General features: G+C 70.7%; 28 protein-coding genes and 1 riboswitch. Of the genes, 27 read left to right on the forward strand and 1 reads right to left on the reverse strand.

What is annotated here, in order from left to right; translation table 11 throughout:
* Positions 1-4: 4 nt before the first annotated feature.
* Complete coding sequence (gene coxB / locus Q9R13_RS02140) at positions 5-1,024, reverse strand: cytochrome c oxidase subunit II (protein ID WP_310963397.1); 1,020 nt, start codon at positions 1,022-1,024, stop codon at positions 5-7.
* A gap of 226 nt (positions 1,025-1,250) precedes the next feature.
* Here coxB and ccsA point away from each other — a divergent pair, with 226 nt between their 5' ends.
* From ccsA to Q9R13_RS02275, 27 genes are all read left to right on the forward strand, one after another.
* Positions 1,251-2,093, forward strand: coding sequence for a cytochrome c biogenesis protein CcsA (gene ccsA / locus Q9R13_RS02145; RefSeq protein ID WP_310963398.1), 843 nt, complete (start codon positions 1,251-1,253; stop codon positions 2,091-2,093).
* Positions 2,094-2,187: 94 nt separating this feature from the next.
* Positions 2,188-2,583: a cytochrome c maturation protein CcmE gene (locus tag Q9R13_RS02150; RefSeq protein ID WP_310963399.1), complete on the forward strand. Its 396-nt coding sequence runs from the start codon at positions 2,188-2,190 to the stop codon at positions 2,581-2,583.
* A 13-nt stretch (positions 2,584-2,596) separates the two neighbouring features.
* Positions 2,597-4,606, forward strand: a complete 2,010-nt coding sequence (locus Q9R13_RS02155; RefSeq protein ID WP_310963400.1) for a heme lyase CcmF/NrfE family subunit — start codon at positions 2,597-2,599, stop codon at positions 4,604-4,606.
* Positions 4,603-5,136, forward strand: coding sequence for a TlpA family protein disulfide reductase (locus tag Q9R13_RS02160; protein WP_310963401.1), 534 nt, complete (start codon positions 4,603-4,605; stop codon positions 5,134-5,136). The genes Q9R13_RS02155 and Q9R13_RS02160 overlap by 4 nt, the downstream gene beginning before the upstream one ends.
* Complete coding sequence (locus Q9R13_RS02165) at positions 5,133-5,969, forward strand: cytochrome c-type biogenesis protein (protein WP_310963402.1); 837 nt, start codon at positions 5,133-5,135, stop codon at positions 5,967-5,969. The genes Q9R13_RS02160 and Q9R13_RS02165 overlap by 4 nt, the downstream gene beginning before the upstream one ends.
* Positions 5,966-6,349: a hypothetical protein gene (locus tag Q9R13_RS02170; protein ID WP_310963404.1), complete on the forward strand. Its 384-nt coding sequence runs from the start codon at positions 5,966-5,968 to the stop codon at positions 6,347-6,349. The genes Q9R13_RS02165 and Q9R13_RS02170 overlap by 4 nt, the downstream gene beginning before the upstream one ends.
* 88 nt (positions 6,350-6,437) lie before the next feature.
* Positions 6,438-6,662: a DUF7218 family protein gene (locus Q9R13_RS02175; protein WP_310963406.1), complete on the forward strand. Its 225-nt coding sequence runs from the start codon at positions 6,438-6,440 to the stop codon at positions 6,660-6,662.
* 11 nt (positions 6,663-6,673) lie between these two features.
* Positions 6,674-7,756: a baeRF2 domain-containing protein gene (locus tag Q9R13_RS02180; protein WP_310963407.1), complete on the forward strand. Its 1,083-nt coding sequence runs from the start codon at positions 6,674-6,676 to the stop codon at positions 7,754-7,756.
* 60 nt (positions 7,757-7,816) lie between these two features.
* On the forward strand, positions 7,817-8,281 hold the full coding sequence (locus tag Q9R13_RS02185; RefSeq protein WP_310963409.1) for a DUF1360 domain-containing protein: 465 nt from the start codon (positions 7,817-7,819) through the stop codon (positions 8,279-8,281).
* A 145-nt stretch (positions 8,282-8,426) separates the two neighbouring features.
* A complete protein-coding gene (locus tag Q9R13_RS02190) occupies positions 8,427-9,611 on the forward strand; it encodes a zinc-dependent alcohol dehydrogenase (protein ID WP_310963410.1) in 1,185 nt (394 codons plus the stop codon).
* Positions 9,612-9,788: 177 nt separating this feature from the next.
* Complete coding sequence (locus Q9R13_RS02195; RefSeq protein ID WP_310963411.1) at positions 9,789-11,279, forward strand: ABC transporter substrate-binding protein; 1,491 nt, start codon at positions 9,789-9,791, stop codon at positions 11,277-11,279.
* A 1-nt stretch (position 11,280) separates the two neighbouring features.
* The gene (locus Q9R13_RS02200) at positions 11,281-13,245 is read left to right on the forward strand and encodes an ABC transporter permease (RefSeq protein ID WP_310963412.1); all 1,965 of its coding nucleotides are present in this window, start codon (positions 11,281-11,283) and stop codon (positions 13,243-13,245) included.
* On the forward strand, positions 13,226-14,023 hold the full coding sequence (locus tag Q9R13_RS02205; RefSeq protein ID WP_310963413.1) for an ABC transporter ATP-binding protein: 798 nt from the start codon (positions 13,226-13,228) through the stop codon (positions 14,021-14,023). The genes Q9R13_RS02200 and Q9R13_RS02205 overlap by 20 nt, the downstream gene beginning before the upstream one ends.
* Before the next feature lie 7 nt (positions 14,024-14,030).
* Entirely contained in the window at positions 14,031-14,738 is a 708-nt protein-coding gene (locus Q9R13_RS02210; protein WP_310963414.1) for an ABC transporter ATP-binding protein, read from the forward strand.
* The gene (locus tag Q9R13_RS02215) at positions 14,735-16,357 is read left to right on the forward strand and encodes a hypothetical protein (protein ID WP_310963415.1); all 1,623 of its coding nucleotides are present in this window, start codon (positions 14,735-14,737) and stop codon (positions 16,355-16,357) included. Before Q9R13_RS02210 ends, Q9R13_RS02215 begins: the two co-directional genes overlap by 4 nt.
* 1 nt (position 16,358) lies before the next feature.
* Positions 16,359-17,021 (forward strand): hypothetical protein, encoded by a 663-nt coding sequence (locus Q9R13_RS02220; RefSeq protein ID WP_310963416.1) that lies wholly within the window; start codon positions 16,359-16,361, stop codon positions 17,019-17,021.
* Between the two features lie 77 nt (positions 17,022-17,098).
* A complete protein-coding gene (locus tag Q9R13_RS02225) occupies positions 17,099-17,701 on the forward strand; it encodes a CDP-alcohol phosphatidyltransferase family protein (protein ID WP_310963417.1) in 603 nt (200 codons plus the stop codon).
* Positions 17,698-18,576, forward strand: coding sequence for a DUF881 domain-containing protein (locus Q9R13_RS02230; protein ID WP_310963418.1), 879 nt, complete (start codon positions 17,698-17,700; stop codon positions 18,574-18,576). Before Q9R13_RS02225 ends, Q9R13_RS02230 begins: the two co-directional genes overlap by 4 nt.
* Positions 18,573-18,905 carry a small basic family protein gene (locus Q9R13_RS02235; RefSeq protein ID WP_310963419.1) on the forward strand — a complete coding sequence of 111 codons (333 nt, stop codon included), beginning with the start codon at positions 18,573-18,575 and terminating at the stop codon, positions 18,903-18,905. Before Q9R13_RS02230 ends, Q9R13_RS02235 begins: the two co-directional genes overlap by 4 nt.
* A complete protein-coding gene (locus Q9R13_RS02240; protein ID WP_310963420.1) occupies positions 18,902-19,654 on the forward strand; it encodes a DUF881 domain-containing protein in 753 nt (250 codons plus the stop codon). Before Q9R13_RS02235 ends, Q9R13_RS02240 begins: the two co-directional genes overlap by 4 nt.
* A gap of 53 nt (positions 19,655-19,707) precedes the next feature.
* Positions 19,708-20,094, forward strand: coding sequence for a glycine cleavage system protein GcvH (gene gcvH / locus Q9R13_RS02245; protein WP_310963421.1), 387 nt, complete (start codon positions 19,708-19,710; stop codon positions 20,092-20,094).
* A 185-nt stretch (positions 20,095-20,279) separates the two neighbouring features.
* Positions 20,280-20,780: an FHA domain-containing protein gene (locus Q9R13_RS02250; RefSeq protein ID WP_310963422.1), complete on the forward strand. Its 501-nt coding sequence runs from the start codon at positions 20,280-20,282 to the stop codon at positions 20,778-20,780.
* A gap of 2 nt (positions 20,781-20,782) precedes the next feature.
* Entirely contained in the window at positions 20,783-21,511 is a 729-nt protein-coding gene (ftsR, locus tag Q9R13_RS02255) for a transcriptional regulator FtsR (RefSeq protein ID WP_310963423.1), read from the forward strand.
* A gap of 50 nt (positions 21,512-21,561) precedes the next feature.
* Positions 21,562-22,044 carry a bifunctional nuclease family protein gene (locus Q9R13_RS02260; RefSeq protein WP_310963424.1) on the forward strand — a complete coding sequence of 161 codons (483 nt, stop codon included), beginning with the start codon at positions 21,562-21,564 and terminating at the stop codon, positions 22,042-22,044.
* A 245-nt stretch (positions 22,045-22,289) separates the two neighbouring features.
* Entirely contained in the window at positions 22,290-22,832 is a 543-nt protein-coding gene (locus Q9R13_RS02265; RefSeq protein ID WP_310965017.1) for a MerR family transcriptional regulator, read from the forward strand.
* Positions 22,833-22,849: 17 nt separating this feature from the next.
* Positions 22,850-22,972: riboswitch (glycine riboswitch) on the forward strand.
* 71 nt (positions 22,973-23,043) lie between these two features.
* A complete protein-coding gene (gcvP, locus tag Q9R13_RS02270; RefSeq protein WP_310963426.1) occupies positions 23,044-25,908 on the forward strand; it encodes an aminomethyl-transferring glycine dehydrogenase in 2,865 nt (954 codons plus the stop codon).
* Entirely contained in the window at positions 25,905-26,675 is a 771-nt protein-coding gene (locus tag Q9R13_RS02275) for an alpha/beta fold hydrolase (RefSeq protein WP_310963427.1), read from the forward strand. The genes gcvP and Q9R13_RS02275 overlap by 4 nt, the downstream gene beginning before the upstream one ends.
* The last annotated feature ends 14 nt before the right edge of the window (positions 26,676-26,689 follow it).

Raw genomic sequence — 26,689 nt, forward strand, 5'->3', positions numbered from 1 at the left:
CGGGCTACTCCAGGCTCTCGAGATAGGTGACGACTGCGTGCAGATCGGCGGGGGACAGGCGCTGGGGCGGCATCCGGTTGCCGGGCTTCACCGCTTGGGAGTCGGCGACCCAGCCGGAGAGGTGGCCGATGTCGTTGGGAATGGCGCCGCCCGCGAGTCGGTCGCGGGTGGCCAGGTGCGTGAGGTCCGGTCCGATCGTTCCCGCGGCCGACGTTCCCCGGATGGTGTGACAGGTCGCGCAGCTGCCGGTGGTGAAGACCTCCATCCCGCGGTGCTCCTCGGCGGTAGCGGGCGCGGTGGCGTCGTTGCTCTGGTCGGCCAGCCAGCTGCGGAACGAGTCCCGAGGCTGGGCGACCACCTCGAAGCCCATGTGCGCATGCTGGAGCCCGCAGTACTCCGCGCACTCGCCTTGGAAGCGGCCGACGCGGTCGACGGTCACCCAGGTCTGGTTGATGCGGTGCGGGAAGACATCCATCTTCGGCATGATCTTCGGGACCCAGAAGCTGTGGATCACGTCGTCACTGCGCAGCCGCAGCTCGATCGGTGTTCCGACCGGCACGTGCAGCTCGTTGGCGGTCACGGCGCGGGTGCCGTCGTACCGGAACTCCCACCACCAGCGGTGGCCGATCACATCGACGGTCATGGCCGGGTGCTCCGCGGGGCTCGACGTCTTCACCAGATCGGTGACGCTCAGCGCGAAGGTCGCGGCGAAGACGATGCCCGGGATGATCACTCCGAGCACCAGGACGTACCGCTTCCCGTCGCCCTGCTTCACCTCTGGGTTGCGGCCGCGGCGCCGGAACACCACGGCGAGCAGCGTCATCGCGATCACCACGAGGCAGACGAACGCGGCGACGGCGAAGAGCAGCCACCACGACTCGGCCGCGATCGAGGCCTTGGGGCCTTCGGGCTGCAGCGTCGAGGGGGAGCGGTGCTCACAGCCGGAGAGAGCAGACACCGCAACAGTCAGCCCGATGAGTACGGCAGCACGGCGTCCACCGCTGCGGTGGCCGCGCTGGCGCATGCGTCCTCCTCGTCGAAGTCGTGACCAACCCCGAATCGGGCCCGGGGCAACCTCCGCCGCTCGTCGGGTGCGGGAGGCGTACCCGGGGGTCCGGCGGGCAAACGGAGGGGGAGATTGGACGAACACTCCTTCCGATTGCGCCCTCCGATTACGCCTTCCGATTGCGCACCGACGAAGTGGGTACGGCGACCGGAGTTCCTGTGGCCCGCACCCCGAGGAGGCACCCATGCGATCCCTCGACCCCGACTCCGTTCCGTCCCGCGCGGGAGGTAGCAGCACCGGAGGGGACGGCGCCGTTCATCGAGGGGTCCGGCCCGACATGCTTCTCGGCGCTGCCGTGCTGCTCTGCGGTGCGGCAGCTCTCGTGCTCGGCCTGGTGGTCGCGCCTCCCGACTCCGTCCAGGGGAACGCCCAACGGCTGATGTACGTGCACGTGCCGAGTGCCTGGACCGGCTTCCTCGCGGTCGGGCTGATGGCGCTGGCGAGCCTGATGGTGGTCCTGGTCGGCAGTGCCCGATGGGACCGGGTGGCACGGGCCGCCGCGGAGCTGGGCACGGTCGCGATGGCGCTGGCGTTCGTCGAGGGCAGCGTCTGGGGACAGCGTGCCTGGGGTGTCTGGTGGACCTGGGATCCACGACTGGTGACCACCGCGGTCCTCGTGGTCAGCCTGATCGGCCTGCTCGCGTTCCGCGGCTTCTCCGGGAACGACCAGCGCGCCCGCCGTCGTACGGCGGTCCTGGGGCTGGTGATCTCCCTGGAGGTGCCCGTGGTGCATCTCTCCGTGCTCTGGTGGCGCAGCATCCACCAGCCGCCGACCCTGCTGCGGCCGTCCCTGTCGGATCCGATCGACCACACCATGCTGCTTGCGCTCGCCGTCAGCATGCTGACGTTCACGCTCGCGGGCATCTGGTGGCTGCGCCGTCGCTACCACCAGCTGACCGTGCGTCAGGAGCAGGTCGCCACCGGAGTCGCACGGCTGCGTGTCCTCGCGCAACGGTGCATCCCTGCAGGTTCGGCGACCGAGGACGCCGTCCGCAACGACGTCGCTGCATCCGGGGGCGAGCGCTGATGGGTGGCTGGGCGACCGTCGGCCTGGGCTACGGACTGTGTGCTCTCGTGTGGCTCGCGATGTGGGTCGTGAGCCTGCGTCGGGCGGGCCGGCGGTGAGGCGTCGGCGGCGCCTGCCGCTGCTGGTGGTGGTGATCGCGGTCCTGGCCGCGGCGGGCCTGCTCAGTGCGGCCGCGATGCAGGGCACCTTCGACTACTACCGCACCCCGTCGGAGCTGGACGCCAACGCAGTCAGCTCCCAGCAGTCGGTGCGCCTGGGCGGGATGGTCGAGCCGGGCAGCGTGCACCACCACGGGGCCGAGGTGCGCTTCGTCCTCACCGACGGCGCCCACGACGTGGTGGTCGTGTCGCACGGGACCCCGCCCAGCACCTTCCGCGGCGGCCAGGGCGCGGTGGTGATCGGGCACTACATCGACGGCAAGGTCTTCCGAGCCGACTCGGTCGAGGTCCGGCACTCCAACCAGTACCGCGCAGCGGGCGACTCCGGCTGACGGCGGGCGCGACGTGATCGGCTGGATCGGCACCTTCTCGCTGGCGGTCGCGCTGAGCGGTGCGGTCGCCTCGGCGGGACTCTGCGGGAGCGCCGCGCTGAGAGGGCGTGCGCCCGCGCGGTGGGTGGCGGTGGTCCCCCTGCTCGGCGCTGCCGCGACGGTGGCCACCCTGGAGTGGGCGCTGCTCACCCACGACTTCGCGGTCCGCTTCGTCGCGGAGAACGGCAGCCTGTCGACGCCGACGTACTACACGGTGACCAGTCTGTGGGCGGCGCACGACGGGTCGATGCTCCTGTGGGTGCTGATCCTGGCCGGCTACCTGGCGGTGGAGGGGCTGAGGATTCGCGCGGTGGCGCCCGACGTCCGCGCCTGGGCGCTGGCGGTGCTGTCCGCCGCGACGGCCTTCTTCTGCGGCCTCGCACTGTTCTCCGGCGACGTGTTCGACCGGGTGTCGCCGGTGCCTGCGGACGGTCCGGGTCCGACGCCGTTGCTCCAGGACCATGCCGCGATGGGCATCCACCCGCCGCTGCTCTACCTGGGCCTGCTCGGCATGGCCGTGCCGTTCTCCTACGCGGTGGCCGGACTGGTGACCGCACGGACCGGCTCGCGCTGGGTGGCGGTGCTGAGGTCCAGCACCCTGACCGCCTGGATCCTGCTGACGGCGGGGATCGTGATGGGCGCGTGGTGGTCCTACGCCGTCCTCGGCTGGGGTGGCTACTGGGCCTGGGACCCGGTCGAGAACGCCTCGCTGCTGCCGTGGTTGACCGCGACCGCGCTGCTGCACTCCTGCATGGTGCAGCGGAACCGACGCGCGTTGTCGATGTGGAACCTCACCCTGGCGGTGACCACCTTCGTGCTGGCCTGCCTGGCCAGCTTCCTGACCCGGTCGGGGCTGGTGACCAGCGTGCACTCGTTCGCCGAGTCCGGCGTCGGACCCGTCCTGCTGGGCTTCCTGGCCGCCCTCGTGGTCGGTGCCCTGGTGCTGGCCCTGCTGCGCACGGCTCCCACAGCCCGAGGACGCCCACGAGCAGGGGTCGGCGCGCCGCTCGGTCGGGGCACGGCGATCACCCTGGAGAACCTGCTCCTGGTGGCGCTGGCCACCACGGTGTTGATCGGCACGCTCTTCCCGATCGTCGCGCAGGTCACCACGGGCGCCCAGCTCTCCGTCGGGCCGCCGTACTTCAACAGGGCGGCGCTGCCGGTGGCGCTGCTGCTGCTCGTGCTGATGGGCATCGGGCCGATGCTCGACTGGCGGGTCCGGTCGAGCAGCGCGGCCCTGCATGCGCTCGCGCCGCGGGTGCTGCCCGGGATCGTGGTCGGTGCCCTCACCGTCTGCGTGGTGCTGCTTGCCGCACCCACGGGGGGGATGGCACTGGCCACCTTCGGGCTGGCGGCCTACGTGGTCACCACCACCCTGGTCGACACCGCACTGCGACTGCGGAGCCGGGGCCGCGGGCAGGAGCGGGTCACCCGGCATCGGTTGGCCGGGCTCGTCGTTCACGTCGGCGTCGTAGTCGCGGCGGTCGGGATCGCGGCCTCGTCGTCGTACACGCACGTGGTCGACCACAGCGTGTCGAAGGGGTCCGTCACGACCGTCGCCGGCCGTGACTTCCGGCTGCAGTCCGTCAGCAGCAGTACGACGGGAGCGGGGCGGACCGTCACGGCCAGGCTGCTCCTTACCCGCCCCGACGGCAGTGTGACCGTGCTGCGTCCGCAGCTGCGGAACTTCACCGCGCGTCAGATGACGGTGACCAGTCCGGCGGTCGTCGTCGGTCCGTTCGCCGACGTCTACGTCACGCTGCTGTCCACCGACGGCGGCCGGACCGCCGAGCTGCGGCTCGCGGTGAACGCGATGGTCGACTGGATCTGGGCCGGCGGCGCGATCGCAGTGCTGGGCGGGCTTACGGCGCTCTGGCCGCGGCGTCGGCGTACGACGGTACCGGCGTCGGCCCACGACGCGGTGCCGGGGACCGAGCCCGACCCTGCCCGCGAGCCCGTCGCCGTCCTGATGGAGCAGCAGTGAGCGCGCAGCGCTGGGGGATCGTCGGGGTGCTGATGTTGGTGGTCGCGCTCGTGGTCGGGCTGGGCGTGGCGATGGACCGGCACCCCAGCGAGGCCGCCGGTGCGTCGATGCAGGGCCGTCCGGCGCCCGAGCTGCGTGGGACGACCCTCGACGGAAAGGCGTTCCGGCTACGACCGGGCCACGTGACGATCGTGAACGTCTGGGCGTCGTGGTGCGCTCCCTGCCGGCAGGAGCTCCCGACGCTGGCTGCCCTCGCCCGCAGCTGGCGCTCGCGTGGGGTGCGGCTGGTGACGATCGACACCCGCGACGGGCCGGCGGCAGCCCGCTCCCTGCTGGCCGAGGTGCACGCCCGCGGGATCCTCGCCGTGCGCGATCCGCACGGACGGCTCGCGGTGGACTGGGGAGCCACGGGAGTGCCCGAGACGGTCGTGCTGGACGCCCGGGGCGTCGTCCGCGCTCGCTGGCTCGGCGCGATCAGCAGGGAGTGGCTCGACGGGAAGCTCAAGGCAGTGGCGGGTGAGGGATCGTGAGGGGTGTCGTCCGCCGATTCGCACCCGGGCTTGGCCTGGTCGTCTCCCTCGTCGCCCTCGTTGCTGCCGTGATCCTCGGAGTGCAGCACGGTGCTCCGCGACCCTCGCTGGGGGAGCAGGTCGACCAGGTCGCAGCCACGTTGCGCTGCCCGACCTGCGAGGCGGAGTCGGTAGCGGCCTCCAATGCGCCGATCGCCCGCAGCATGCGCAGCGAGATCCGCGCCCAGCTGTCCGCCGGGCGCAGCCCCGACCAGATCCGGTCCTGGTTTCGGCAACGGTACGGCGAGCGGGTGCTGCTGATCCCGGACTCGGGGGGACCCGGCCTGGTCCTGTGGGTGGTCCCGGCTGCGGTCCTGCTCGGTGGTGTCGTCGTATGGCTGCTGGTCGCGCGACGACGGCGTCCGGTGCGTGGCGTCGCAGGACCACGGCCGTCCACCGCGGGCATCGCTCCCGTCCGGCTCGCGGTGGCGGGCTGTGCTTGCGTGGTGGTCGCCGTCGCGGTCCCGGTCCTGGTCAACGGCAGCGCGGCGACCCCCCGTGTGTCGGCGACGAGCGCCCCCGATGAGGCGACTGCACCGCTGAGTGCGGCGCAGCGCACGCGCACGGCTCTCGACCTGCTCGAGGAGGGGCACCCGCGAGCGGCGATCCCGCTGGTGCGCCGTACGGCGGCCTCGGCCGGCCCCCAGCGCGCCATGGCGATGCTGGTGCTCGGGCTGGCCGAGCGAGCCCTGCACCGCGAGGCCGCGCGGACGGAGCTGCGGTCCTTCCTGAGGCAGTTCCCGCATCACCCAGCCGCCGACCAGGTGCGACGACTGCTCCGGGAGGATCGATGAGACGGGCGACCCGGTGGGCGACGGCTGCCCTCTGCGCCATCGTGCTGCTGGCCGCCTGCGGGGAGGTCGGTCCGTCGCCCTCGGGCGGTGACGTGGGAGCACCAGCCCCGACGCACCGGCTCAGGGTCGGCCTCACCGAGTGGGAGATCAATGTCTCGTCCGCCGAGGTGAAGCCCGGACGACTGCACCTGGTCGTCACCAACGCGGGCGCCACCGAGCACGACCTGGTCATCGTGACCGGGCACCGGCGCGTGCACCTCGCGCCGATCGCGCCGGGTCGCCAGCGCGCGCTCACGCTGCCGGTCGCAGGGTCGATCGACCTCTCCTCCCGGATGCCCGGGCAGCTGCGGCCGATGCACGCCGTCGTACGTGTGCGATGAGGTCGCACACCGCATGGGCGTCACGGCGACGGGTACTTCTGGCGTCAGCATCGGACCGGCCGCGACGGCCGGGGAACAGGAGCCAGAGATGCCCAGCAAGTCCGCGAACGTGAAGAACGAGAAGCAGTACGAGGCCCTCAAGGACAAGGGCATGTCGAAGCAGCGTGCCGCCAAGATCGCCAACTCCGAGGGCTCGTCGTCGCGCGGCGGGAAGAGCAGCGGCTCGGGAGGCAACAGCTCCCAGGGCGGCACCACCGCCCAGAAGAAGAAGGCGGGCCGCAAGGGCGGCAAGGCGTCGAGCAACAAGAGCTGAACGGAGACAGCATGCGGCTGGAGACGGTCCAGGAGATCCTCGGCCACGACGGGGAGTTCCTGACGGTGGACGCGGAGGTCGGGCGCACGGGCGAGGACGGCGCTCGGCAGATCGAGTCGCGCTGGACGACCCTGCGTCACCAGCTCGAGGAGGCGGGGGTTGGTGCGGGGCTCCTCGAGGAGATCGGCAGCCGGCTCACCGAGCCGACCCATCTGCCGGGGGAGCAGCGTCGGACCATCGTCGCGGTCGGGGACCGGGTCGCACTGGACGACGTGCACGCGCTGCACGCGTCCTGGCCGGAGACCGTCGATGTGGGCGTGCTGCCCGACCTGCGCGGGTGGCTGCGCGCCGAGGACGCGGCGCTCCCGTTCCTGCTGGTGCGGATAGACAGGGTGGGCGCCGACCTCGAGATGTACGCCGCGGCGAGCCGTCCACCCACCGCAGAGCGGTCCGTGCACGGCCTGGACTACTACATCACCAAGGTGCAGCCGGGGGACTGGGCACAGAAGCAGTTCCAGCAGACCGCCGAGAACCGCTGGCAGCACAACGCCGAGGAGGTCGCGGAGGCAGCCCGTTCGATGGCTCGCCGGCACCGGCCCCTGGTGATGCTCGTGTGCGGCGATGTCCGTGCCCGTGCCGACCTGGTCAACGCCTGGAGCGAACGCGACACGCCAGTCGTCGCGTTGAAGTCGGGTGGCCGTGCCTCCGGGGTGTCCGACGACGCGATGTGGTCGGAGGTGGAGTCGGCGCTCGCGGCAGTGGAGGCGGAGCGGGACCGGGTACTTGTCGACCGGCTGGCCGAGGGGGTGAGCAACGGCGTCGCGGTCTCCGGGCTGGCCCCGGTGCTCGACGCCCTTGTCCAGCAGCGCGTGGACACGCTGCTGGTCGACCTCGCCGGGCTGGAGGATATGACGGTGCGCCCGCAGGAGCACCCGGGCCTGGTGCTCCCGCCCCGTGCGCTGGAGGCCGACGAGCTGCCTGCGGACCGGGCGCTGGTGGCGGGCGCCGCGCTGTCTGGCGCTCAGGTCGCCCTGCTCCCGGCGGAAATGATGCCGGCGGGCCCGGTCGCGGCGCTGCTGCGCTGGTCCGACTGACCGATCGGCGGAGCCGTTCGCAGGCCGATTGCCCCCGGGCGCGTCGGGTACCCGCGGCGGATGAGTGACGACAATCCGCACGCACCAGTCCGGGTGGCGAGCTTCGCCGCCGCGCTCGCCGTCTTCGGTACGACGTCGATCGGGGTGCTGCTGGCGGCCCGCCGCAAGGGCATGCCCGACCACTATCGGACCCAGGACCTGCTCCTCGGAGCGCTGGCGACCCAGAAGTTCACCCGCTTGATCGCCAAGGATCCGGTGACCGTGCCGATCCGGGCCCCGTTCACTGACTTCGAAGGTGTGTCGGGGCCGGCGGAGCTGGCCGAGAGCCCGAAGCCCGGCCATGCCCGGCACACCGTGGGCGAGCTGTTGTCGTGCCCCTTCTGCCTGGCGCCGTGGGTGGCCGGAGCCTACGAGACCGGACTGCTGTTCGCCCCGCGGGTCGCCCGCGCGTGGGCAGCGGTGTTCTCGATCGTCGGTGCCTCGGACGCGTTGCAGCAGGCCTACGCACGGCTCCAGGAGGACTGAGCGGGAGGCTCCTACCCAATCCCGAGGACGAGGACGAGGGCGCCGAGGGCGGCCGGCGTGAACCGCCGTGTACGGGGCACCCCGGATGTGACTCGCGATGCGACCGGGCCGAGAGGGACCGGACTGAGTACAGGAGGAGAGGCCGATGAGGGCAGTGACGTGGCACGGACCCCGGGACGTCCGGGTGGAGACGGTGCCGGATCCCATGATCGAGGAGCCCACCGACGCGATCGTGCGGATCACCACCAGCGGAATCTGCGGTTCCGACCTGCATCTCTACGAGGTGCTCGGCCCGTTCATGACGCCGGGCGACATCCTCGGCCACGAGCCGATGGGCATCGTTGAGGAGGTCGGCAGCGGTATCACCGGGATCGCCCCCGGTGACCGGGTGGTGATGCCGTTCCAGATCAGCTGCGGCTCCTGCTTCATGTGCAACCAGGGACTACAGACCCAATGCGAGACCACGCAGGTCACCGAGCAGGGGATGGGGGCCGCGCTCTACGGCTATACGAAGCTCTACGGGGCGGTGCCCGGCGGGCAAGCGGAATACCTGCGAGTGCCCCGGGCGGACTACAACCCGATCAAGGTGCCCGAGGGACCAGCCGACGACCGGTTCGTCTACCTCTCGGACGTGCTGCCGACGGCCTGGCAGGCGGTCGAATACGCCGGCATCCCCGACGGCGGCACCGTCGCGGTGATGGGCGTCGGCCCAATCGGCGACATGGCCTGCCGGATCGCAGCCCATCGGGGTCATCGGGTGATCGCCGTCGACCTGATCACCGAGCGGCTCAACCGAGTGCGGGCCTTCGGTGCGGAGACGATCGACCTGCGCGAGGTCGACCTCTCCGACCTGGGTGCGATGATCCGCGAGACCACGGATGGCCGGGGCCCCGACGCGGTCATCGACGCGGTCGGGATGGAGGCGCACGGGTCGCCCGCGGCCAGTGCGGTCCAGAAGCTGACCGGCCTGCTGCCGGGCAAGATCGCCGAGAGGCTGATGGACATCGCAGGCGTGGACCGGCTCGCTTCGCTGCACGCCGCGGTCGACGTCGTGCGCAGAGGGGGCACCATCTCCGTGATCGGCGTGTACGGCGGAGCGGCGGACCCGATGCCGATGCTGACCCTGTTCGACAAGCAGGTCCAGCTGCGGATGGGACAGGCCAACGTCCGGCGCTGGGTCGACGACATCCTTCCGTTGCTCGGCGACGACGACCCACTGGGTGTCGACGATTTCGCCACCCACCGGCTGCCCCTCGACGAGGCCCCGCACGGCTACGAGATCTTCCAGAAGAAGCAGGACGAGGCCTGCAAGGTGGTCCTCCGGCCCTGACGGTCGGTGCCGTGCCAGGCGGGTGACCGGCGATCCGGTGAAACAGATGTCCTCGGGCCCGTGACCTCGGGCAGGTGAAACACGTTACAGATTTGCTCGGGGTTCTCCTTGCGGGAGAGCCGGACTCCCCCTAGCCCGGTCACGAGGAGTGTCCGGACGGATTCCAGGAGGATCGGAGTGCGTCGACTTCATAGCACGGCAGCGGCGGCGGCCGCCCTGGTGGCCATGATGACCGCGGCCGCGTGCGGAGGCTCACAGCTGAGCCCTGCGGAGGTCCGCGCGGCCAACGACGCCGTGGCCGGACAGGCGGCTTCCGCTTCCGGGACCACGACGGGTACGACCGGGACCGGCAGTTCCGAGAGCACCGGTTCGACGGGTGGCACGGGTGGCACGGGAGGCACCGGATCCGCTGGCACGGCCGGGACGACAGGCTCGTCAGGCGGCAGTGGTGGCGGTGGCGGTCCCGGGAGCACGGGCTCGACCGGTGGCTCGACGGCCCCGACCGGTGGCAGCGCGGCCGCCGGTGTGCCGAAGGGCTCGTGCGCCGGCTTCAAGAACCAGACGGGCGTCACCAACAGCACGATCACGATCGGCAACGCATCCGACATCAGCGGCCCGGTGCCGGGCCTGTTCACCTCGGCCCAGCAGGCCGTCAAGGCGTACGTCGCCTACTTCAACTCCACCTCCAGCATCTGCGGACGCAAGCTCGCCCTCACCACCGAGGACAGCCGGACCGACGCCGGTGCGGACCAGCAGGCCTACACCCAGCTGTGCGCCTCCAGCTTTGCGGCGGTCGGGTCGATGTCCGCCTTCGACTCCGGCGGCGCCCCGACCGCGCAGCAGTGCGGCCTGCCGGACATCCGCACCGCGTCGACCACGACCCAGCGCAACGCCTGCACGACCTGCTTCGCCGCGCAGGGAAGCAACGCCAACTACTACGAGAACGCCCCCGCCGACTACTTCATCAAGCACGACAAGGCGGCCACCCAGCACGCCGCGATCCTCTACATCAACGCCGGTGGCGCAGCCCAGAACGCGGCAACCATGCACTCCGCATTCGCCAAGCGCGGGATGAAGATCGACTACTTCGCCGGCATCGACACCACCGAGTTCAACTACGGTCCCTACGTCCAGGCGATGAAGAGCAAGGGCATCCGCTACATCATCTTCCTCGGTCCCTACCAGGACACGGTGCGTCTGGTCCAGACGATGCAGCAGGCGAAGTTCAAGCCCGACGTGTTCCTCCAGGACCCGACGGTCTACGACCCCGGCTACGTCAAGCAGGCCGGTAGCGCGGGGGAGGGCACCTACGTCTACATGAACTTCGTCCCCTTCGAGCAGGCCTCGAGCAACACGCAGATGTCGACGTACATCCGGTGGCTGCAACAGGTCGCACCGGGAGCCTCGCCCAGCTTCTACGGGGTGTTCGCCTGGTCCGCGGCGGCGCTGTTCACCCAGGAGGCGATCAAGCTCGGAGGCAAGCTCACCCGCGCCTCGATGGTCTCCGCCCTCAAGGGTGTGCACGGGTGGACCAACCACAAGATGACCGCGCCGCAGGACGTCGGCGGCAAGATCAACGGGTCGTGCTGGCGGTTCGTGCAGCTGCGGGGCGGGAAGTGGGTCCCCGTGAGCGGCGGCTACCAGTGCGACGGCGTGACGAGGGGATGACGTGGGCTCCTTCCTGTCCTACACGCTGATCGGGCTGTTCACCGGCGCGGCGTACGCCATCGCGGCGAGCGGCCTGGTGCTCACCTACAGCACCACCCGGGTGTTCAACATCGCCCACGGCGCGTTCGGGATGCTGTTCGCGTTCGTGTACTGGGACTTCAGCCAGCGCCAGGGGCTGCCCGCATGGCTGTCGCTGGTGCTGGTCCTCCTCGTGGTCGCGCCGCTCGTCGGGGTCTTCGTGCAGCGCGTGTTCACCAAGGGCCTGGGCTCGGCCCCCGTCGGCGTCTCTCTCGTGGTGACAGTCGGAATCCTGGTCGGCCTGATCGGCGTCGCCACGCAGATCTGGCCGCCGGCCGCCCGCAGCGTTCCGCTGTTCTTCGCCGGCCACATGATCACCATGGGATCGGTGATCGTGACCTACCACCAGCTCCTCACGATGGTGCTCTCCGGCGTGGTGGCCGGGGCCCTCTACCTGTTGCTCAACCGGACCAGGGTGGGTACGGCGATGCGGGCGAGCGTCGACAACCCCGGGCTCCTGCAGCTGTACGGCGGCCGTCCACAGGTCGTCGCGGCGATGTCCTGGGCGATCGGCGTGTCCTTGGCCGCGCTCGCCGGGATCCTCCTCACGCCGGTGATCGGTCTGCAGTACTACGACCTGACGCTGCTGGTGATCAGCGCGTATGCCGCTGCGATGCTGGGCCGGCTCACCAGCTTGCCGCTGACCTACGCGGGGGCGATGGGGCTGGGCCTGGTCCAGTCCTACGCCGTCGGCTACCTGCCGACCGGCGGGGACATCGCCGGCCTCCGTGCGGTGGTACCGACGCTGTTCCTCTACGTCGTGATCGTGCTGATGCCCCAGGCGCCGCTCCGGGTCGGGCAGGTCAAGGGCCTCGTGGCCGTGAACGTCCCGTCCTTCCGGCGGTCCACGGTGATGGGCCTCGTCCTGGTCGTCGTCGCACTGGCCTTCACCGCGACGTTGTCGGGCAGCAACCTGCTGTTGCTGGGCACGGCCGCCACCTACGCGATCGTGATGCTGTCGCTAGTGCTGCTCACCGGGTACGGCGGCCACGTCTCGCTGGCCCAGTTCACTTTCGCCGGCGTGGGCGCGCTTGCCTATTGCAAGCTCGACCAGCCGAACCTGCTCGGGCTGTTCCTTGCCATCGCGATCTCGGCGGTCTGCGGCGCGCTGGTGGCGCTGCCGACCATCCGCCTCACCGGTCTTTACCTTGCGCTGAGCACGCTCGCGTTCGCCGAGCTGATGGACAAGCTGATCTTCCAGGCCTCGTTCGCGTTCAAGTTCAACGGCACCCTGCCGGCCGCGCGGCTCTCCCTGTTCGGGCTGCAGGTGTCGGACACCGGCGCGTACACGTTGATGATGATCGTCTTCTTCGCGCTGGCAGCGATCGGCGTGCTGGCGATCCGTCGAGGCCGGCTGGGCCGGATCCTGATCGCGATGCGCGACAGCGAGGTGGCGTGCGGCACGCTGGGTCTGGACCTGCGCTGGGCCAGGATCGCGCTCTTCGCCATCTCAGCCGGCATCGCCGGGCTCGCGGGGGCGCTGTTCGCCGGGCTGCGGGGCACGGTCGGCGCGCAGGACTTCCAGTTCTTCTCCAGCCTGCTGCTCCTGCTGATGGCCGTGGTGTGGGGTGTCACCTCGGTCACCGGCGCCGCGATCGGCGGACTGTTCTTGATGTACTTGCCCGTGGCCCAGTCCGACCACCCCGCCGTCGCGGGCGTCGCATTCGTGGTCCTCGGCTTCGGCGCGGTCGCGCTGGGCCGCGACCCCAACGGGCTGGCCAGCAGGATCTTCGCCTCGGGCAGGTGGCTGAACACGCGGCTCTACCCGCTGCTCGCCGAGCGGTTCCCGGGCATGGCCCTGGACCGCGATGACGGAGATGGACCGCCGCCGCCGTACCCGGACGTGGAGGGCGAGGAGGTGGCCGGCGATGTCGCTGCTGCGCATTGACGACGTGACCGTGCAGTTCGGCGGGATCACCGCTGTGGACCACGCTTCGTTCGAGGTGGAGGCGGGCACCGTGACCGGCTTGATCGGACCGAACGGAGCCGGCAAGACCACCTGTTTCAATGTGATCACCGGGCTGCAGAAGCCGACCGGCGGACGGGTCCACCTGCAGGGCAAGGACATCACCCGGATGTCCGTGCACAGCAGGGCGCACCGTGGGATCGGACGCACCTTCCAGCGGCTCGAGGCCTTCGGGTCGCTGACCGTGCGCGGCAACGTCCAGGTCGCCTTCGACATCCACGACGGCGTACGCGGGCTGCTGCGTGCGCCGGCCCACCGCGCCGATGCGTTGCTGGAGCGGGTCGGGATCGCCGAGTACGCCGACGAGCGCGCGGACGCCGTCCCCACCGGAACCGCCCGCCTCCTCGAGGTGGCGCGGGCGCTGGCCTGCGAGCCACGGCTGCTGCTGCTCGATGAGCCGTCCTCCGGTCTCGACGAGGCGGAGACCGAGGCGTTCGGGCAGCTGCTCATCGAGCTGGCCGCCGAGGGCCGCACGATCCTGATGGTCGAGCACGACATGGACCTGGTGATGTCGGTGTGCGGGATGCTGCACGTGTTGGACTTCGGATCGGTGATCGCCTCCGGGACGCCGAACGCGATCAGGGGGGACGCGAAGGTGCAGAAGGCCTACCTTGGCTACAGCGAGACCGAGCACGCGGGCGAGACGACGCGGGAGTTCGACGAGCCGGTCACGGCCGAGATCCCTGCGGCGGGGCGGTGAGGGACTGATGGGCGTACCGATTCTGGAGGTCATCGACCTGCACGCGGCCTACGGACGCATCGAGGTCCTGCGCGGCGTGGACCTTCGGGTGCCACGAGGCGCCGTGGTCGCGTTGCTCGGTCCGAACGGCGCCGGGAAGTCGACCCTGCTCAAGGTGATCAGCGGACAGATGGAGCAGACCTCGGGCGACGTCCACATGGCGGGCGTCAGCGTCCGTGGTGGCCAGCCCGAGGAGCTGGCGCGGCTTGGCCTGACCACCGTGCCGGAGGGCCGCAGCGTCTTCCCCAACCTCAGCGTCCGCGAGAACCTGCTGCTGATGTCGTACGCCGGGGTCCCGGCCGCTCAGGTGCTCGAGACGTCGTACGCCTACTTCCCGCGGCTCTACGAGCGTCGCGATCAGCTGGCCGGCACCCTGTCGGGGGGCGAGCAGCAGATGGTCGCCCTGGCCCGGGCGCTCACCTCCGATCCCGCGCTGCTGCTGCTCGACGAGCTCTCGATGGGCCTGGCACCGCTGATCGTCGACGACCTCTACGACACTGTCGCGGAGATCGCGCGCAGCGGGGTGTCGATCCTCGTGGTCGAGCAGTTCGCCCGCACCGCGCTCCGGATCGCCGATCACGCCGCGGTGATGACCGGCGGCCGGATCGTGGCGTCCGGCGAACCTGAGGAGATCCGCGAGATCATGACCGATGTGATGCTCGGAGGTGCAGCATGAGGCGCACGAGGACGATGCCTGCCGGAGTGGCCGCGTTCGGCGCGCTCACGGTCGCGCTGTTCTGCCCACCGGCGGTCGCGGCGCCCTCGTCCACGATGGCGCGTGCTGCCGACTTCGGTGGATTCGCCACGACCGCGAGCGGCACTCCGCTGCGCCTGGAGCTCTTTGAGCCCGCGATCCCGATCCCGGCCAGCCCGCAGGCCGAGTTGAACCTGTCCTACACCAAGGTCGCCGCGTCCTCCGGTCCCACCGGTACGGCGCGCGCCTCGGCACTCTGGCCGGGAGACCCGGTCGGGGAGGGCCTGAAGACCATCGTCGACCAGGCTGGCCTCCCGCCCCAGCTCGGTGCCCAGGGCTACCCGGTCCAGGTCAACGCCCAGTCGCCGGGAGGCCCGCAGTCGCAGAAGCAGGAAGTGCTCCCCGGACAGGTCGACCGGGTGCGGGCCGGCGAGACCAGCAGCGTGGCGAGGTCCGGCTACTCCGCCTCGGGCAACCTGGCCGGTGACCAGCAGGCCGGCAGTGCCGGTTCAGGGGACGGCTCAGGGGACGGCTCGGGCGCCGGTGGGCTCCTCGATGCGTTGAAGAGCGGCGACCTCGGAGCCATCGGGGGAGCGCTGACCGGCACTCAGCAGGGCACCGACGGGGCCGAGCCGACGTCGAGTCCGCTGGGCGCACTGAGCCTGTTGGTCGACCCGAGCGGGATGAGCAGCGTCAGCAGGACCGACTACGGCACCAGCACGGTGAGTGCCCAGTCGACCACGGCGATCGGCCGACTGGACCTGTTGGGCGGAATCGTCCAGCTCTCCGGGATCAGCAGCCAGGTGGTCGCGACCAGCGACGCCACCGTGGCCAAGACCGTGCACAAGGTGGACTACGGCCGGTTGTCGATCATGGGCACCTCGTTCGCGCTCACCTCCGGCGGGATCGAGGCGTCGGGGAAGACGACGGCGATCCCGGGCCTGTCCGACAACCCCACCAAGGCGCTCGCGCAGCTCGGCATCAGCATCGACCTGCCCCAGCCCACCCACTCGGCCAAGGGCACCGTGGCGTCGGTGTCCGCCCGCGGGCCGGTGATCACGATCGACACCGAGCCACTGAAGAGCAGGCTTCCGGCACTGCCGCTGGACAAGGTGGCCAACTCCCTGCCTGACTCGGCCGGACAGTTGAAGAGCCTGCTGCTGGCGGCGTCCCAGGCTCACCCGAAGATCGTCCTGGTGCTCGGCCAGGCCAGCGCGGACGCGCAGACGGTCAAGGCGATCGGCGCTCCGCCGATCGGCTCGACCGGCACCCCGTCGAGCCCACCGGCATCCTCGTCGAGCACACCCGCCCCTACGGCCCCCGTCGCCTCGGGCGGCGGCGCCTCGGGCGGGACGCCCGGCACCGGTGCAGGCAGCCCGACGGCCGCCGGCCCGGTCTCCACCACCGCGATCGCCCCGACCAGCGCCACCCCGGGCCTGCCTCCGCTGGGCAGTGTGCCGGGAATGCTGACCCTGGGGGGCCTCGCCCTCGCCGCCCTGACCGGATGGTGGCTGCGACGCGCACTGGCGATCCTCTTCGGCGGCTCGGGCCCCTGCGCCCACGGCCTCCAGTCCGGCCTACCCGATCTCCGGAAGGTGTGAGATGACCACCGAATCGACCCCACCAGCGCGTCCCGCCGCGCCACCACCACCGGCCCGTCCGGCCGCAGCGCCGCGGCCGATGATGCCCAGGGCCGCGAGCCGGGGCAACGGCGTCGCACCGCTGCTCGACAACCGCGCCCAGCTGCTGCATCTGGTGCTCTTCGTCGCCGGCGCAGTGCTGCTCCCGCTCGGGCTCATCGTGATCGGACTCGGCTGGTACGGCGTCTCGCACACGCCCTACGAGTACGACCAGCTCTCCTACCTCGTGTCCGGCGGCATCCTCGGCCTCGGGATCACCTTCTGCGGGGGCTTCCTCTACTTCGGTGCCTGGCTGGCCCGCATCGCGGCGGACCAGAAGGACGCGTCCAAGCGTCTGGCCGACACGCTGCTCGTGCTCGCCGACGCGGTGTCGCACAATGCGGCGACCGCGGTGGTCGCCCAGAACGGTGGGTCCCTCGGCGGTCCGGTCCAGCCGTGGGCACAGGGCGCCGTACCCGCTGCGCAGCGGGACCCGGGCTCGATCCTGGTGGTGGCCGGATCGGGCACCACCGTGCACCGCGCCGACTGTGACCTGGTGGCCGGGAGGGACGACTTGCAGCCGGCCGGTCCGCACGCTCCCGGGCTCACCGCGTGCCGTTTGTGCCACCCCGGATCGGGACGCTGAGGACGGTCGCACCGGCTCGTTCGAGTCGCCCTCGGCGGGGGCGATGACCGCTGTGGGCGGCGGATAGGGTGCGCTCTGTGAGCACAGCGGCAGGGGTCCGGCGCCAGGCGGCGATCTGGACGATCCCGAACGTCGTCAGCATGCTCCGGCTGCTCGGAGTGCCGCTGTTCCTCTGGCTCGTGCTCGGTCCCGAGGCCGACGTCTGGGCCCTGATCGTGCTGATGGCGTCGGGGGTCACCGACTGGCTCGACGGCTACCTGGCCCGGCGCCTCGACCAGGCCTCGAAGTTGGGGGAGGTGCTCGATCCGGTCGCCGACCGCCTCTACATCCTGGCCGTGGTCATCGGACTGGCCTTCCGCGACATCATCCCCTGGTGGGTCGCGATCGTGCTTCCGCTGCGCGACGCCTTCCTGTGGTGCCTGGTGCCGTTCCTGCGCCGCCGCGGCTACAGCGCACTCCCGGTCCACTATCTCGGCAAGGCCGCGACCTTCAACCTGCTCTACGCGTTCCCGCTGCTGTTCGTCGGCGACGGCGACAGCGTGATCGCCCACCTCGCGAAGGTGTTCGGCTGGGCGATCGCAATCTGGGGCATCGGACTGTATTGGTGGGCGGGCCTCCTCTACGCATGGCAGGTACGCAAGCTGCTGGCCGACCCGGACGCCAGGGCGCCCGAGCGATGACCGACCCGACGAGTCAGCGGGCCGACGTGCGACCCGGCGAGACCGGCGAGGGCGCCGTACGGCTGCACGACAGCCCCGCGACGATGGGGCTGCTTCCATACCTCACCGCGCACGCCCTCGACGACGGGTACGCCGAGGTGAGTGCCCGGACTCGCGGCACCCCACCCCGACGGTCGACAGCGGTGTGGACGATCCTCGCGCTCGCCGCCTTCGTGGTGCTGCTGCTCATGGCGGCGAGCCAGACCTCGAGCAACGCCGCTACCGACCAGCGCGAGCGCAGCGATCTGATCCACCAGATCCAGGCGCGCAAGGCCGCCGTGGCCAGCCAGGGTCGGCTGCTCGACAGGCTCCGCACCCAGGTCAACCAGCTCCGGGCGCGGGCGGTCGACAACGGCAAGCTCTCCAGCGGAACCCGTGACCAGCTGCAGCGCCTCTCGGTCCTGTCGGGCACGGTCCCGGTGCGGGGACCGGGAGTCGAGGTCAGGGTCGACGATGCGCCGGATGCGCCGACCGAGCGCGACAAGGTGCTCGACACCGACCTCCAGCAGTTGGTCAACGGGCTGTGGCAGGCCGGGGCGGAGGCCATCGCCATCAACGGACAGCGGCTGACCAACCTCAGCGCGATCATGGAGGCCGGCAGCGCCATCACGGTGAACTTCCAATCGCTCGACCGGCCGTACGTCGTCCGCGCCGTCGGCGATCCCGCGGCCCTGCCCGCGCGCTTCGCCGAGACCGCGGGTGGAGCGACGTGGTTGGATCTGCACCAGCAGCTGGGCCTGCAGTTCAACATCCGGGCCCAGACATCGATGACGCTGCCGGCGGCCGAGCAGCCGGCGCTGCACTTCGCCAGGAGTGCGGAGGGGAGAGCCTCATGATCGCGATCATCGGCCTGGTCGTCGGCGTCGTACTGGGCCTCGTCCTCAACCCCGACGTACCGCTGTGGATGGAGCCCTACCTCCCGATCGCGGTCGTGGCTGCGATGGACGCCGTCTTCGGTGCGCTGCGTGCCTTCCTCGATGGGATCTTCTCCGACAAGGTCTTCGCCGTGTCGTTCGTCAGCAACGTCCTCATCGCGGCACTGATCGTCTTTCTCGGCGACAAGCTCGGGGTCGGGGCGCAACTGTCCACCGGCGTGATCGTGGTGCTCGGCATCCGGATTTTCTCCAACGTCGCCGCCATCCGCCGACACCTCTTCCACGCATGACCGACACCGACACCGACCCGACACCGGCCGCGAGCCCGCTCACGAGGCTCCGGAGGTCACTGCTGCACCCCTCGCGTGCCCAGCTCGGGGTCGCCGCACTACTCGGCGTGCTGATGTTCGCCGCGGTCACCCAGGTCCGGCTCTACGGACAGAGCAACGCCTACTCGGGACTGCGCCAGTCGGACCTCGTCCAGGCGCTGAACGGACTCTCAGCCGCGTCGGCGCGCTCGGACGCCGAGATCAGCCAGCTGGAGCGGACCCGTGACGCCCTGCGGAACAACAGTGAGCAGCGCACCGCCGCGCTCGCCCAGGCGCAGAAGGAGCTGACCACACTGGGCATCCTGGCCGGCACGCTGCCCGCGCACGGGCCCGGGCTGGAGATCGTGGTCTCCGACCCGAAGGGCCAGTACCGCGTGAACCACCTCCTCGACGGCATCGAGGCGCTGCGTGACGCTGGTGCGGAGGCGATGCAGATGAACGGACAGGTGCGCATCGTCGCCCAGACCTCCTTCGAGGATGCCGAGGGAGGAATCGACGTGGACGGACGGCTGCTCACACCGCCGTACACCATCGATGTGATCGGCGACCCGACCACGCTCGCGACCGCGCTGAACTTCCCCGGCGGCTTCAAGGACGACGTCGCGCTCGACGAGGGGACAACCAAGGTGACCCGCAAGAAGGACGTCGAGATCAACGTGACCCGCACGCCGACGAACCCGCACTACGCCACACCCCAGGTGAACCAGTGACCGCACGCAGTAGCCTGCCACCATTCCCGACCGGAGCGCGCTAGGAGACGACCATGATCCCCGACGACCTGCAGTACACCGCCGAGCACGAATGGGTGCGTCAGCCCGGTGAGGCCGAGGGCTCGGTCCGCATCGGGATCACCGACTTCGCCCAGGACGCCCTCGGCGACATCGTCTACGTGCAGCTGCCGGAGGTCGGCCTGACGGCAGCCGCGGGCGATGCCCTCGGCGAACTGGAGTCGACGAAGTCGGTCAGCGACGTCTACGCCCCGGTGGGTGGCGAGGTGGTCGCCCGCAACGAGGCGCTCGACGCGACCCCCGAGCTGGTGAACTCCGACCCCTACGGCGCCGGCTGGCTGTTCGAGATGGTGCCCTCGGACAGGACGGAGGTCGACGCGCTCTTGGACGCCGAGGCATACGGCGAGGCGATCGGTTCCTGACCGGTTGCCGGGCGGTTCCCGAGCCCTTCCGAGGCTCGTTCGTTTCCCGGCGAGATGTGCGGACGGCTCTGGTAGGTTGGCGACAACCGTCAACCTCCACTGGTGCTTGAAGGTTTCTGAGGTCGCCTCGGCACCCGGGATCGGCGGTGGCACGGACAGCGAAAACGTTGGGGAGGCCGGAACAGATGTCGCAGTGTTCCCAGTGCGGAAGTCAGAATCCCGAGACGGCCAAGTTCTGCTCCCAGTGCGGCAACCGACTCGGTGAGGCGAACGCCGCCGAGACCACGGCCACGATCCAGTTCGGGTCGCCGGCGCGGGCCGACGGGGAGGAGCTGACCACCCTCAACGACAGCGATGCCGCTGCGGTCGAGGCGCTTCCGGCCGGCAGCGCCCTGTTGGTGGTCCTGCGCGGTCCCGGTGCGGGCGGTCGGTACCTGCTCGACACCGATGTCGTGACCACCGGTCGGCATCCAGACAGCGACATCTTCCTCGACGACATCACCGTCTCCCGCCGACATGTCGAGTTCCGCCGTGACGAGAGCGGCTACACGGTCCACGACGTCGGCAGCCTCAACGGGACCTATCTCAACCGCGATCGGATCGACGATGCTCGACTCACCAACGGTGACGAGGTGCGCATCGGCAAGTTCCGGCTGAACTACTTCGACAACAGCGCGGGCAACTGACGGTGCGGCAGTCCGCGACGACCCCGAAGCTGACCATCGGGCAGGCCATCGCCGGCCTGAAGGGAGAGTTCCCCGACGAGGACATCCGGCAGTCCCGGTTGCGGTTCCTCGAGGCGGAGGGACTGATCAAGCCCGAGCGCACACCGTCCGGCTACCGGAAGTTCTCCACCGAGGACATGGATCGGCTGCGCTACATCATCACCATGCAGCGCCAGTTCCACCTGCCGCTGAAGGTGATCCAGGAGCACCTCGACGCGATGGAGCGCGGCCTCGAGCCGCCGCCGGTGTACGACGGCCCGACGGTGCCCCGCTCCGACGGGGCGACCACGCCCGGCGCCGAGACCTTCCGCGCGCCGCCCGCCGACGTGCGGATCTCCCGCAAGGAGCTGCTGAAGACCGCGGAGATCACCGAGGACGTCCTCGACCAGCTCGAGACCTACGGGCTGGTCCGGATGCGCAGCGGCGCCAAGCACTACGACTCCGACGCGCTCCAGGTCGCCCGGGCCGCCGGGGAGCTGGCCCGGTTCGGGATGGAGCCCCGTCACCTGCGGGCCTTCCGCACGGCCGCCGACCGTGAGATCGGCCTCGTCGAGCAGGTGGTCTCGCCGATCCGCAGGAGCCGTGAGGATGGTGCGGCAGGCCGAGCGAACCAGGCGATGGACGAGATCGCCGCGCTGTCGGTCCACCTGCACGCGACCCTGGTCCGGGCCGGTCTGCGGTCGCTGCGCTGACCCGACGACAGGCCCGTCCTGCGGTGGGTCCCGGGGCGTAGGCTGGTGCCGTGCGTGAGGTCGAGGTCGTCGGGGTCCGGGTCGAGATGCCGTCCAACAGCCCGATCGTGCTGCTGCGCGAGTCGGGGGGCGAGCGCTACCTGCCGATCTGGATCGGCGCGGTGGAGGCCACCGCGATCGCGTTCGCGCAGCAGGGCGTGGTGCCGCCGCGGCCGCTGACCCACGACCTGCTCAAGGACGTGGTGGAGGCCACCGGCAACGCGGTCGCGGAGATCCGGATCACCGAGATGCGCGAGGGCGTCTTCTACGCCACCTTGGTGCTGTCCTCGGGAGTCGAGGTGTCGGCCCGGCCGTCGGACTCGATCGCGCTGGCGCTGCGCACCGGCTCCCGCATCGTCTGCGCCGAAGAGGTGCTTGCCGAGGCTGGCATCGCCGTACCGGACGAGCAGGAGGAGACCGTGGAGCAGTTCCGCGAGTTCCTTGACCACGTGACGCCCGAGGACTTTGAGGACGAGCCGGGCAGCACCGGCTGAGCCACCTCGGGGGAGAGAAGTAACCTTGAAGTGGAAGTTTAAGGTTGCGACACGCCGCTGGCGTCTTTGACCAACCCTCAAGCCGAGGTTTACCGTTCCAAATGTCTTCGCTGTAACTCTGGCCTGTCAGGGCCACTCCCCGAGGGTTACGCTGAGCGAAGGAGACAACGGAGGTCGCAGTGGCAGACAAGAAGATCGACGGCGTGACAGCCGCCGGACCCGACCCCCGCGAGGTTGAGGCCGGCATGGCCGCCGACGAGCAGGGCCTGCTGTTCGATGACGACGTCTCGCCGCTGCCCAACGATCTGGGCTACCGCGGACCCACCGCCTGCAACGCGGCCGGCATCACCTACCGGCAGCTGGACTACTGGGCCCGCACCGGCCTGGTCGAGCCGACCGTCAGGGGAGCGACCGGTTCGGGCACCCAGCGGCTCTACAGCTTCCGCGACATCCTGCTGCTCAAGGTCATCAAGCGACTCCTGGACGCGGGCATCTCGCTCCAGCAGATTCGCACCGCGGTAGCACACCTGCACGCCCGCGGCACGGACGACCTCACCCGGGTGACCCTGATGAGCGACGGCGCATCGGTCTACGAGTGCACCAGCAACGACGAGGTCATCGACCTGCTCCAGGGCGGGCAGGGCGTCTTCGGCATCGCCATCGGGGGAGTGTGGCGCGAGATCGAGGGCTCGCTGGCTGCGCTTCCCTCCGAGCGCACCGCCGAGGCGGACGCACCGGTCAGCGGTGACGAGCTGGCGGCGCGCCGGCGCTCCCGCGCCACGGGCTGATAGATTCTGCTTGCTGACAACCCTGCACGGGAGAGTCTCCGCGCTGCCGCCGTACCGCACCGGTGCGACGACCGCGACGGAGCGCCGAAGGGGCAACTCCTCCCCGACAAGCTCTCAGGCGCCCGGACCGTGCAGGTGAGGCAACTCTGGAGGGCCCCCGCGTCCGACTGAGGGGGAGGCGACCTTGTGACGCCTAGCCCCAGGATGCGTGATGACCGACCAGCCCGATGCCCGCAGCGCTGCCCGGACGGCCTTCGTCGACCGTCACATCGGCCCGTCGTCCGACGAGATCCAGCGGATGCTCCAGCAGGTCGGCTTCGAGAGCCTCGATGCACTGATGGCCGCCGCGGTGCCGGACCGGATCGGGTGTGCACTGCCCACCGATGCGCTGCCCGCTGCGGCGGGGGAGCGGCATGCGGCCGCCGAACTGCGGACGCTGGCGGCCGACAACCATCCCCTCGAGCCGATGATCGGTCTGGGCTACCACGCGACGATCACTCCGCCGGTGATCCGACGCAACGTGCTCGAGGACCCGTCCTGGTACACCGCGTACACGCCGTACCAGCCGGAGATCAGCCAGGGCCGGCTCGAGGCGCTGCTGAACTTCCAGACGATGATCGGTGATCTGACCGGCCTGCCGACGGCGAACGCGTCACTGCTCGATGAGGGCACCGCGGCCGCCGAGGCGATGACGCTGGTGCGCCGGGCACAGCGCGGCGCGAGCGGGGCCTTCGTGGTGGACGCCGACGCGCTGCCGCAGACCATCGACGTGGTGCGCACCCGGGCAGCGGCGATGGGCATCGAGGTCCTCGTCGCCGACCTCGACAGTGGGCTGCCGGAGGGAGATCTCTGTGGTGTGCTCATCCAGTACCCCGGCGCGTCCGGACGGGTCTGGGACCCGCGCGCGGTGATCGACGAGGCGCATCAACGTGGCGCACTCGCTGTGGTGGCCGCCGACCTGCTTGCGCTGACCCTGCTGGAGTCGCCCGGGACGCTCGGGGCCGACGTCGCTGTGGGCTCCTCCCAGCGGCTCGGCGTCCCGCTCTTCTACGGGGGCCCGCATGCGGGCTACATGTCGGTGCGCAGCGGCCTCGAGCGGCACCTTCCGGGGCGCCTGGTCGGCGTCTCGAAGGACGCCGCGGGGAGGCCGGCCTACCGGCTGGCGCTGCAGACCCGCGAGCAGCACATCCGCCGCGACAAGGCGACGTCGAACATCTGCACCGCCCAGGTCCTGCTCGCGGTCACCGCCTCGATGTACGCCGTCTACCACGGCCCCGCGGGCCTGCGAGCGATCGCGGAGGGCATCAACAAGCGGGCCGCCGGGTTGGCCGCGTGGCTGCGCGCCGGTGGCGTCGACGTGGTGCATGACGCTTTCTTCGACACTGTGCTCGCGCGGGTGCCGGGGCGTGCCGCGGAGACCGTTGCCCGGGCGCACGAGGCGGGCGTGCATCTGCGGCTGGTCGACTCGGACCACGTCGGCGTCAGCGTGGGCGAGACCGCGACGAACGCCACCATCGGGGCAGTGGGGAAGGCCTTCGATCTGCCAGAGACTGGCTGGCTCGCGAGCCAGACGATCCCGCCGGCGCTGGCACGACGTACCTCCTTCCTCACGCACGAGGTGTTCAACTCGCACCACTCCGAGACGGCGATGCTGCGCTACCTGCGCAGGCTGGCCGCGCGCGACTACGCCCTCGACCGCGGGATGATCCCGCTCGGCTCGTGCACGATGAAGCTGAACGCCACCACCGAGATGGAGCCGATCAGCCTGCCCGGCTTCGCCGACCTGCACCCGTTCGCTCCCGCAGAGGACGCCGTCGGCTACGCCCGGCTGGTCGCCGACCTCGAGGGCTGGCTGGCGACCGTGACCGGCTACGACGAGGTGTCCATCCAGCCGAACGCCGGCTCCCAGGGTGAGCTGGCCGGGCTCCTCGCGATCCGTGGCTACCACCGAGCGCAGGGCGACGAGCAGCGCGACGTGTGCCTGATCCCTTCGTCGGCCCACGGCACCAACGCAGCCTCAGCGGTGATGGCCGGGATGAAGGTGGTGGTGGTCCGGTCCACCGACCATGGCGCCGTCGACCTGGACGACCTGCGGGCGAAGTGCACCGAACACGGTGATCGGCTGGCCGCGATCATGGTCACCTACCCGTCGACCCACGGGGCCTACGAGGACACGATCACGGACCTGTGCGAGATCGTGCACGCGGCCGGCGGCCAGGTGTACGTCGATGGCGCCAACCTGAACGCGTTGCTCGGCCACGCCAGGCCCGGCCAGTTCGGTGGCGACGTCTCGCACCTCAATCTGCACAAGACGTTCTGCATCCCGCATGGCGGTGGTGGTCCCGGAGTGGGTCCGGTCGCGGTGCGATCGCACCTGGCGCCGTACCTGCCGAGCCATGCCTTCCACCCGGACCCGAGCCGGCGGGTCGGGATCGGGCCGATCAGCGCCGCGCCCTACGGCTCGGCGGGGATCCTGCCGATCTCCTGGGCCTATGTCCGGATGATGGGCGCCGAGGGGCTCACCGCTGCAACCAGCGTCGCCGTACTGGCCGCCAACTACGTCGCGTCCCGGCTCGACCAACACTTCCCGGTCCTCTACCGCGGCCACAACGGACTGGTCGCGCACGAGTGCATCCTCGACCTGCGCGAGCTCACCAAGAGCAGCGGCGTCACCGTCGACGACGTCGCCAAGCGGCTCATCGACTACGGGTTCCACGCCCCGACGATGAGCTTCCCGGTCGCGGGGACATTGATGGTGGAGCCCACCGAGTCCGAGGACCTCGGCGAGCTGGACCGCTTCTGCGACGCGATGATCGCCATCCGGGCCGAGATCGACAAGGTCACGACGGGGGAGTGGAAGGCGGAGGAGTGCCCGCTCCGTGGAGCGCCGCACACGGCCGAGGTCCTCGCCTCCGCGGACTACGGCAGCGCCGAGATGCGCACCGCCGCTGTCTTTCCGACAGGTTTCGACCCGGACAGGTACTGGCCGCCGGTGCGCCGGGTCGACCAGGCGTACGGCGACCGCAACCTGGTCTGCGCCTGCCCGCCCCCCGAGTCGTTCGAGACGGTCTCGTGAGCGAGCCCGACCTCCCCATCCAGCATTTCCGCGGCGATGACGGCGCCGTGCTGGCCTACCGCGAGATCGGTGAGGGCCGGCCCCTGGTGCTGCTGCACGGGTTCGTCTCCACCGGCTACGTGAACTGGATCAAGTACGGCCACGCGCGCCGGCTCGCGGAAGCGGGCTATCGCGTGGTGATGCCCGACCTGCGTGGGCACGGCGCCTCGGACCGCTCCCACGATCCGGGCGCCTACCCGCCCGACGTGCTCGCCGACGACGGCCTCGCACTCCTGGCTCACCTCGGCCTGGACCTGGCGGCCGGGGGGTTCGACCTCGGCGGCTACTCGCTCGGCTCGCGGACCACCCTGCGGATGCTGGTCCGCGGCGTCCGACCGGACCGGGCCGTGCTGGCCGGGATGGGGCTCTCCCGGATGCTGGACATCTCCGGGGCCAGCGCCTGGTACCAGCGGGTGCTCGACCACCTCGGCAGCTATCGGCACGGCGATCCGGAGTTCATGACCCAGGCCTTCGTGAAGACGGTGGACGGCGACCCGGCGGCGCTCTCGCTCGTGATCGGCGCCAGCGTGCCGATGTCGCGCTCCGATGTTGCCGGCGTGCCGACGCCGGTGCTGGTGTTGATGGGCGACCGCGACGACGACCACGGGTCCGGCCAGGAGCTCGCCGAGCTGCTGCAGGCCGGCAGCTACCGGCAGGTGCCCGGCAGCCACATGGCCGCGGTGGCCCGACCGGAGCTGGGCCGCGCGATCGCGGAGTTCCTCGACTGAGCCCTGGCTACGCT

Source organism: Nocardioides marmorisolisilvae (assembly GCF_031656915.1).
GTDB lineage: Bacteria > Actinomycetota > Actinomycetes > Propionibacteriales > Nocardioidaceae > Marmoricola > Marmoricola terrisoli.